Here is an 8,619-nt window from a genome sequence, read left to right as displayed (position 1 = left end):
CACATTCCCCTCCTGGTCTACTGCCCGCCATAGGTAAGAGCGCTTGCCATTGATGGCTAAAAACACCTCGTCGAGATGCCACTTGTCTCCTGGCTGTGGGCGACGGCGCTTCAGCTTGTTGGCATAGCCCTGGCCGAACTTCGTGCACCAACTCCGCACCGTCTCATAGCTGAGCTGCACGCCCCGCTCGAGCATCATCTCCTCAACATCTCTGTAAGACAGGGAGAAGCGGAAGTAGAGCCAGACGCAATGACTTATAATCTCAGCTGGGAAACGGTGGCGTTTGTACAGGTTGGCAGCGCTCATGGTTGGGCAGCCTAACACGTTGCTGCTTTGCGGCAGTTAACCTGACAATGCCTTGCGGCGAACGCGCTACCGAGGCCTTGCTAAAACCCACTTGCAGCATGTGGCAAAGGCTTCAGCTATAAATCTAGTTCGGCTAGCGGCTTGGTTTGAGGGCGTGCCACAGGCAAAAACACCTACATCTCGTTTCGCAGCGCTCAGGGCCTAGAGAATTCGCCAACAATATCAGGTCATAAATGAGACAGTAAGCCCCTAAAGATTTGATAGGAATGGGCTTAAGAGACTATAGTGGAGGCGATGCCAAACACTGTAAACGGGACAGTGCCACCGTCTCGTCTAAAGAACGGTGACGTGAGGCCCAGGGAGTACCTCAGCGAGGGCGAGGTGAGCGAACTTATCAAGGTCGCCAAGAAGCGCGGGCGTTACGGGCACCGGGACACCACGATGATTTTACTCGCCTATCGCCACGGGCTCAGGGTGGCCGAGCTGTGCGCCTTGCGATGGGACCAGTTGGACCTGAAACAGGGCTTGCTGCACGTCCGTAGGATTAAAAACGGTATCGACAGCGTCCACCCGCTGAAGGGGCCGGAACTTAGGGCGCTCCGCAAGCTCCAGAAGGAGAGCGAGACCTCGCCTTACCTGTTCGTCACTGAGCGAGGCGGGCCGGTGAGTTCGGTGGGCTTCCGCAAGACGCTCTCGCGGATCGGCGAAGCGTCGAGCATCAGCTTCCCCGTTCATCCCCACATGCTCAGACATGCCTGCGTCCTTGGTTTCCAAGGATCGCCAACGACGGGCACGACACCAGAGCCATCCAGCACTATCTAGGGCATAAGAATATCCAGCACACGGTTCGCTACACCGAGCTGACCCCAGCACGCTTCCAAGGCTTCTGGAAAGACTAGGTACGTTGGGTCATATGGATAAGGATAAGGCGTTTGACGATCTCTATCCCAACATTACCTGGTGGGCGGATGGGGGCGGTTGGATTGAACTAGGACGAGACGACTTTAGCCGCTCAATGATCCGCGTCCTTGATATAGGCGGCCTGCTTTGGGAGGGAAAGGAAAACTACGACACGGTGGCTTCAGCTAAAGCTGCAGCCGAAGCGTTCGTCGCTCAGTGGCGGGAAGAAAACGATTATTAGCCGCTACTCAGAGCTTAGCGTTAGTTTTGTCTCCGATCGGTGTACTACCCCAATGTGGGTTGTGGCAGGGCATTCAAGGCATTTTTAGCCAAGCTTGGTAGGCCTATTCACCTCTGTCGTCTGGTTATGAAAACAGTGGAATAGGGCATCTGCTACCCTAAGATGCCTCCATATGAGTTCTGCTAGAACCTGACTTTTCTACGAGGGCCATTCACGCAGGTGAGCCTGTTCGGTGGCTAGGAGCCAGAAATCATCCGTAATGTTGCGGAAATGTCGCATCTTCTCGCGGTAACTTGTCACAACTTGCTCCAATTCTAGCTTATCGATAAGATTGGTCGTCTCGAGTGGGTCGGCCTCCAAGTCGTAAAATTTTTCACCTGCTTGATGAAGCACATCGGCGGTACGTCGCGCGCCAAGATCGAGGTGTCTCTGCTCGACAGCACGCCACGTGCGTGAGGCAAAGAGGTCGGTTGGTAGCGGTAAGGTGAGTTCAGGGAAAAGATTGAGCACATACTTGTAGCGCCGTCCGCGGATGGCGCGATAAGGATAACACTCCGTCACACCGTGAAAGTTGTGGGAAAAAGTTGTTTCATCCCATCCTTCCGGCTTCTCTTCCTCGAGCACGCTGAGAAAGGAGCGCCCGTGTAAATTTTCGGGGGGTGTAATACCAAAAAGCTCTAAAAGGGTGGGCATAAGGTCGGTCCAGTTTAACAATGCGCAGTTTCTTATACCTGTACTGCGCGCCTCCGGGTCAACGATGATAAGCGGACAGTGATGACCAGAGTCGAATGAAGAGGCTTTTGCTCCTGGAAAGGGCATGCCGTGGTCGCTCATGATAATGATGAAAGTTTCGGCAGCGAGACCGGACTCAAGGAGGCTCTCGAGGGCTCTGCCGATAGTCGCGTCCATGCGAGAAATGGCAGTATAGTAGTTAGCCAAGTCCTCCCGCACTTCCGGCGTGTCAGGCAAGAATCCTGGCACAAGAACGTCCTGAGGCTGGTAGTAGACTTCCGAAACGCTTGATAACGCTTCCGTTTCGTTGCCAAAACCGTTGCCTTGACGATGAGGAGTTGAGAAACCAATGTGCAGGTAGAAGGGTTGTCCAGCACTCGCTTTAAAAAATGATTCAGCTGCCCACTTTATTTCATTTGAGTTGCTGTGGTTCACCGCATGTGGATTGGTGTCACCCTGGTTGAAGTTCCATGGATAGAGGTCTTTTGGCAACGTATGCTGTTTACCAATAATGCCTGTAAACACCCCACTCCTGTGCAGCAGTTCAGGCAGTGTCGGCGTATTTGGAAGTGTCCGAAAAGAGTGGCGATGGTGCGTGTGGCCGTACTGCCCGTGTGTATGACTATGTAGGCCGGTGAGCAAGGTTGCACGGCTCGCGGCGCATGAGGGAGTTGTACAGTAAGCGTGCTCAAATACTACGCCCTTTTTGGCAAGTGCGTCCACAACCGGTGTTTGAATGACTGGGTGTCCGTAACAACCTGCAATTGGGCTCCAGTCATCTGCTATAAGCAGCATCACATTCTTTCGCTGTGGCATAATAGCCTTTCTCTAGTTCCAGAAGACCTCGGGACTTCGTGTCTCCAACAAGCTGGAACACCTATACCTGGCAAGGTACGATCCTATGTTGTTCAGGATGCTGACACTATAACAACTTCTTCTACCGAGGCAAGGAAAGCTGCGCGCGATAGTTTGAGTCGTTGTACCAAGGGTTGCGGCGTGGATAATTGCTAGGATTTCGCCCGTCAACATTAGCCTTGTAGATCCAGATTTCCTCTTCATTCCAAGTCAACACCTCGTCAATCCCGTCGCCATCCAAGTCCCGAGCATCTGAACACAGCGTAGGATGACCGTCGTCAGGAAACATTACGGCTCTGCGACCGTACCCGTCAATCAACCCGCCCTGCACAATATGTGTTGAGAGGAGCAGCAAATCCGCTGGGAGCGCGCCGATACCAAGCGGTACCCAATTAACAGGTTGTAATAAGCACGCATAGGGCATTGGCTCAAAGTCATGTAGGAGCCTCCCCTCCTCATCGAACACTGCTACAATTCCACATGGTCCCCAGAAGGTGTTTACCGCAATTTCGAGCCCATCACGTTCAGGCAGAATATTAGCGACGCACATACTTTGTGCGTGACCAATCGGATAGTGGGTTTGTTCACGTCCAGCTAAGTCCAGAATGTAAAAACCTGCATCACTACCAGCAATAAGCACCTTAAATGAGTTTTGCGATTGCGATATGGTGCCGCTCCTTTTGGAAAAGTCAACAATGGTGACATTATCAGCGTGATCTGTATAGTTAGCAGTCCATTTCACGGTACCATCATGATCTAGAAAGTGATAGCCGATAATAAGCTCATCCTTACCATCACTGTCAATATCGCGCGCAAATGGATAATGCCCCAACTTACCGGAGAACGACCATAACGGCTTTAAGTTTTTGTCATAAGCCCAGGCATTGCGGTATCGGTCCTTAAGCACCATTGCATCCGGTCGACCACTCCCAGTAAGGTCACAGAAGAATATTGCGTCACCGAGGATTCGGTATAGTTGATGACGGTCTTGTTCAAGGGGGTAGGGAAGTGGCATGCTGTGTCTAATATGCCCCGTAGTTCCATCGGCAATAAACAATTCGAAGTCCTGGCAGAAAATAATTTCTGCTCGACCGTCACCGTCAATATCGTGGAGTTGAAAAGGAAGATCGAAGGTGGCGTGCCACCTTTTTGGATTCGGCTCGCCAAGCGTCCACAGGCATATTCCATTCAAATCATAAGCAGCTAGACTTGTAATTGATGAAAAATTACCTGCGCCCAAGCGATCTGTCTGTTGTGCTAGCACAAGTTCTGGCTTCCCATCGCCATTAATGTCTCCAATACGCAAGTTACGGTCCGCACCCCATTTTGGCGTAGGGATTTTTTTCCACAAAACAGGTCGGGGATGCCGCTCACGTAACTTAGCTGTTGCTCTTCGCTGATTGACTAATACCTTGGTTCTTTCAGGGGCCGCTGTAACCTGTACATTACAGAAGCGCGTTGGATAAGTTGCGGCAACAGCGATACATCCTTCCAGAAAAGCGTCTGTTGAACTGTCTGTGCAGGTAAGAACCTCAGTGCCATCAAGGCTTACCCACATCCTTTCGCCATGGCATGTAACCCGAACGCGTGTGTAGCGGCTGGGGTCGAGTGCGTAGGTAGTGTCACCTAAAACAGTATCAATATCGTTATCCCGGCGAATGACTTGAAGCCGATCATCCACAAATGTAACTGCATAGAAACGACGAGCGTGCCGGTAACGAAAGATAACCGCACGCCATCCATCTTTGGTGAGTGGCCGTAAACTGAGTTCGACTGTAGTGTCCAGCCAGAACGGTTCCCCAGCAGCCATCATTGGCTCCCAGCGTGGTGCGATAATCGTTTGCTCAAGTGCGCGTATACCATTTGGTTCGAGAACCACCTGCCAATTTCCTCGGTCACCATAACTATAGTGAATTACAGTTTCTCGCCAGCGGCCTGACTCGCTTAATTTAGGGATAACATGGTACTCCCCGGCGGGTGAGTAATCTCCAGCAACCACTCCGATGGGCAGTGCAGAAAAGTCCTCTGTAAATAAAACCTGAGTTCTTGACTTCATAACGCTCCTTTATGGTCTATTCAGCCAATAAAGTACAGATAACGTGCTAACTCTAGACTTGAGTTAATTTATAAACGTGTGACAAGTCGCATCTTTTACACCCTTCCTAGTACCTTCACTTCACTCACCTTACAAAGTTCCAACCCGGCATGTAACCGTTTGAGTTCTTCGGCTGATGCTTGAAGCGCTTTAAGATAAAGCCTCGTATTGTGACATGGTTGAGCTTGGCCATGGCACCCAACAGCTCAAGCTTTACAAAAGCGTACACAGCAGCAAATATGTGGTTCTTCTGTGTGCGTTTGGTCTCGGCATGCGACTTCATTAACGAGGCATTACCCTTGATCAACTCACGATGAGTTTCCACGCTCCACCGTCTTTGACAGATGCTAGATGCCCTTGGGAACCAAAGATGATAGTAGTATAATCCAGCGTCGGGTCGTTTGTCACCAGATCCAGAACGCACTCATGACCATCCTCATTTGTGAAGACTTGCTTGACAAGCGACAGAGGGAAGTCCAACTGCTCGACATACACTGTGTAGACTCTGCTCGGCTCCAGTGTCAGCGACTCGACTTGCTAGTAATGCTCTTGGCAGAGTCAAAGATCGGAATCAGTAAGCTCTTATTTCATTCTGGCCCAGATCCTTACTTACTTCCTCAGCGTGATGCTCAAGCACCGATGCTCTAGCACCATATAGTCACCCTAAGTACCTTCGCTGTCAAAGTATTTCATGGCGCGGATTTCGTTCGGCCTTGTTACTGCTATGCTCATGCATTATTATCGCCTCTACTGACTTGTTCTTAGCCTCGCTCATCGGCTCTCACTGATATATTCATCCTTGGGAACCACAACTTCTCTCATGTTGCTTTTGCGTCTGAAAGTGAGGTAGATAGCTTGTGGTAGTCCGCCTCCTGCATCCGCAACATCAGCAGCGATTATATCCGTTCCTATATATGGTATTGGCGCAATCGTTTCGTTCATAGAAATCTTCCAATCAGGCTCTGTAAAAGTCTCAGTGTAATGTTAGTTGCTTCCGGAATCAATGAAGTACTGCTCAGGGTTAGTAGGTCCAGGGGTTGCATATCGTCCCGCTTGAGGCATTGAGTCAGGGACGTTACGGAAATTGTCCTTGACAATTCCATAACCGGCTGTGGTTAGACTAATTCCAATTGTGTAGAATTGATCTTTTGTAATTTCAAGTGCTTGTTGCATTAAGGTATACTGAACCGTCGGATCAACAGATTCCTGAACTTGGTCGTAGAGTTCAAGTTGTTCTTGAATTAATTCTGGTGGTTCCTCACCACGGGAATCTCCTTGATACCACATTGCCCAACCAGGGGCAAACTTCGACCAGTCCACCTCAACGGGGAAGAAATTCACTGGACCCAAAAGCAGATCATAGCTTAATCCACCATCGCCTCCCCAAACAACCATATCCTGCTCATTCGCTCGGAGCCTAGAGTAAAGAAGTGAGCGATCTATCGCCCTTACTTCCATATCAATACCAACCTCACGCCAATACGTTTGGATTAGTTGAAGAGCATCAACCCATTCGGGTGCATTACCATCAACCTCGACTACCAAAGAAATTCGTCTGTCGTCGGGTCCTAGTCGAAAACCCTGTGCATCTCGCGTTCTATAACCAGCTAGATCTAGATGTTCATTTGCTAAAGTCACGTCATATTCGGTGTATTGTTTAGCAAATTGCTCATCAAAAAATTCAGATTCGGGGCGAGGGGCGGCTTGGTAGGGCTCTCCTTGACCTACATAAACAAGGTCAATTATTTCCTGACGGTTTATAGCATATGACAGGCCAATGCGAAAGTCTTTGTTTTGAAGTATCTGGCGCTTTATGGGGTCTTTGTGTGTATGATTTGGAAATATGACCATAGTGTTCATGGTCGCCGGTACAGTCTCAAAGAAATGGAAACCTCCTCGACTCATGTTATCACTGAGAATGGATTTATTGGTAAATGTATTGATGTGGCGGTTGATCATATCTATTTCACCATTCATTGCTTTTAGCAAAAATACCTCTTCTTCCTCCACAACATCAAACACAACGCGATCCAAGTACGGGAGCTGGTTCCCCTCTGTATCCACTTTGAAAAAGTAGGGATTACGCTCAGCGACCACTTGGTTGCCTGTTCCATAGGCAGTCGTTAGCTTCCAAGCTTGTAAGGTCGGTAACTCTGTGACTTGCCAGCGAGAAGTGTCTTGTGGGCTGCCAGCTTTTAACCTGAAAAGTTCAACCCAATCACTCGCATTTGCTTCGTTGCTTAAAGCATCAATACCATCTGAATTATATTTGTGGTGGAATTGCTCGAGATAGTGGCGGGGGTAATAGGTTATTTCGGACCCGTCGCTGGTTGCTAATCTTGCCAGGAAAAACCCTTGCGGGGAGGCAAATGTAAACTTCACCGTATGAGAATCAAGCTTTGTAACTACTACAGGTTCGCCGTCAGCAATTAGCCATGCGGGTTTAGCTACAGTAAGCTCCTCGTTCAAAAAAATATCCTCATACCAAAATGTAATGTCATCGGCCGTGAAAGGAAATCCATCTGACCATTTCATTCCCTCACGTAAAATAAACGTGAATTCTGTCGCATCCTCAGAAACCGCAACCGACTCAACAATATTGGGAATTGTTTCAGTCCATTCCGGATTCCACCGCACCAAATTGTTATACCCAATGGTGCGTCTCAACCATGATTCATCTCCTCCACCAAGTAATGCAGAACTCCAAGTACCTCCATAATCACCGATTCGCTCAGTAACCGGAACCACCATAGGGTTTATAGGTAATCTCTCTTCTACAGTTGGTAGTTCACCCGCTTCTACAAGTGCAGTAAGCTGTGGTGCTTCGTGATACTCGATACCTTGTGCTCTCAACTGAGAACTTAAAATTGCAATAGCTCCGATAACTAACAGAAAAAAAGGTAGGTGTAGGTATATACGAGCAGCCAGTTTCTTCTCGTTGCCTTGTTGCGCTGTTGTGGGCATCTCTAACCTCCAGCAGTAATGAAAATCACTAGCATATTTAGTATATTTATAACTTCCGCAAACTTATGGTTTGTTATTGTGAATGCCAAGTCGGCAGTAACATAAAGTTATACTAATTATGTATTCATGCAAAAGTTCCACCTAGTACAACCACAAACACTAATACAAATGCACAAGTTCTCCTACCTCTTCCTACATCAACTACGATTACCTCCTCCAATCACACTTTTAAATAAGCATTAACCGCGATTTGCGGTAACATTACGCTCTTAGGATGTGAGCGGTATCGTTAGCGATAACAATACCAAACCAAAAAAATTACAGCAACATCTAGAGCTTAACATGAAGTGGACCCCTCTGTCAAGATGCTGCTGGCGAATGCAGCAATTCGAAGTGAATGATACCTGAGAAGCACAGCGGTGTCAGGTTGGCGAGCCGCGGATGCGGTAGAAAAGAGGGATGAGCAGCCCTTTGAGCTTCAAGGCCCTGACCGACACAGTAGCCAGCGTCTTCGATGCCCAGTTCG

The 8,619-nt window shown here is 48.9% G+C and carries 8 protein-coding genes and 1 pseudogene; 5 read left to right on the top strand and 4 right to left on the bottom strand.

What is annotated here, in order from left to right; translation table 11 throughout:
* Window positions 1-306: IS6 family transposase (locus AC2VE5_RS22580; RefSeq protein ID WP_486889920.1), on the bottom strand; the 306-nt coding region annotated here is incomplete at its 3' end.
* A gap of 52 nt (window positions 307-358) precedes the next feature.
* On the opposite strand from AC2VE5_RS22580, the pseudogene AC2VE5_RS22575 reads away from it, so the two are divergent.
* The 4 genes and pseudogenes from AC2VE5_RS22575 to AC2VE5_RS22560 all read left to right on the top strand — a co-directional run.
* Window positions 359-511, top strand: a pseudogene (locus tag AC2VE5_RS22575) (hypothetical protein); the annotation flags it as partial.
* A 176-nt stretch (window positions 512-687) separates the two neighbouring features.
* Window positions 688-1,128 carry a tyrosine-type recombinase/integrase gene (locus AC2VE5_RS22570; protein ID WP_486889919.1) on the top strand — a complete coding sequence of 147 codons (441 nt, stop codon included), beginning with the start codon at window positions 688-690 and terminating at the stop codon, window positions 1,126-1,128.
* Window positions 1,062-1,205, top strand: a complete 144-nt coding sequence (locus AC2VE5_RS22565; RefSeq protein WP_486889921.1) for a tyrosine-type recombinase/integrase — start codon at window positions 1,062-1,064, stop codon at window positions 1,203-1,205. Before AC2VE5_RS22570 ends, AC2VE5_RS22565 begins: the two co-directional genes overlap by 67 nt.
* Before the next feature lie 14 nt (window positions 1,206-1,219).
* A complete protein-coding gene (locus AC2VE5_RS22560; RefSeq protein WP_486889918.1) occupies window positions 1,220-1,447 on the top strand; it encodes a hypothetical protein in 228 nt (75 codons plus the stop codon).
* 198 nt (window positions 1,448-1,645) lie between these two features.
* Here the strand turns inward: AC2VE5_RS22560 and AC2VE5_RS22555 are convergent, their stop codons facing one another.
* Both AC2VE5_RS22555 and AC2VE5_RS22550 read right to left on the bottom strand, forming a co-directional pair.
* Window positions 1,646-2,995: a sulfatase family protein gene (locus tag AC2VE5_RS22555; RefSeq protein WP_486889917.1), complete on the bottom strand. Its 1,350-nt coding sequence runs from the start codon at window positions 2,993-2,995 to the stop codon at window positions 1,646-1,648.
* Between the two features lie 121 nt (window positions 2,996-3,116).
* On the bottom strand, window positions 3,117-5,090 hold the full coding sequence (locus tag AC2VE5_RS22550; protein ID WP_486889916.1) for a hypothetical protein: 1,974 nt from the start codon (window positions 5,088-5,090) through the stop codon (window positions 3,117-3,119).
* Window positions 5,091-5,555: 465 nt separating this feature from the next.
* Here AC2VE5_RS22550 and AC2VE5_RS22545 point away from each other — a divergent pair, with 465 nt between their 5' ends.
* Window positions 5,556-5,777 (top strand): hypothetical protein, encoded by a 222-nt coding sequence (locus tag AC2VE5_RS22545; protein WP_486889915.1) that lies wholly within the window; start codon window positions 5,556-5,558, stop codon window positions 5,775-5,777.
* 336 nt (window positions 5,778-6,113) lie between these two features.
* On the opposite strand, the gene AC2VE5_RS22540 is transcribed toward AC2VE5_RS22545, so the two are convergent.
* Complete coding sequence (locus AC2VE5_RS22540; protein WP_486889914.1) at window positions 6,114-8,093, bottom strand: ABC transporter substrate-binding protein; 1,980 nt, start codon at window positions 8,091-8,093, stop codon at window positions 6,114-6,116.
* Window positions 8,094-8,619 lie beyond the last annotated feature (526 nt).

Source organism: Aliterella sp. E5.1 (genome assembly GCF_057473825.1).
This window is presented reverse-complemented; position numbering and strand designations above follow the sequence as displayed.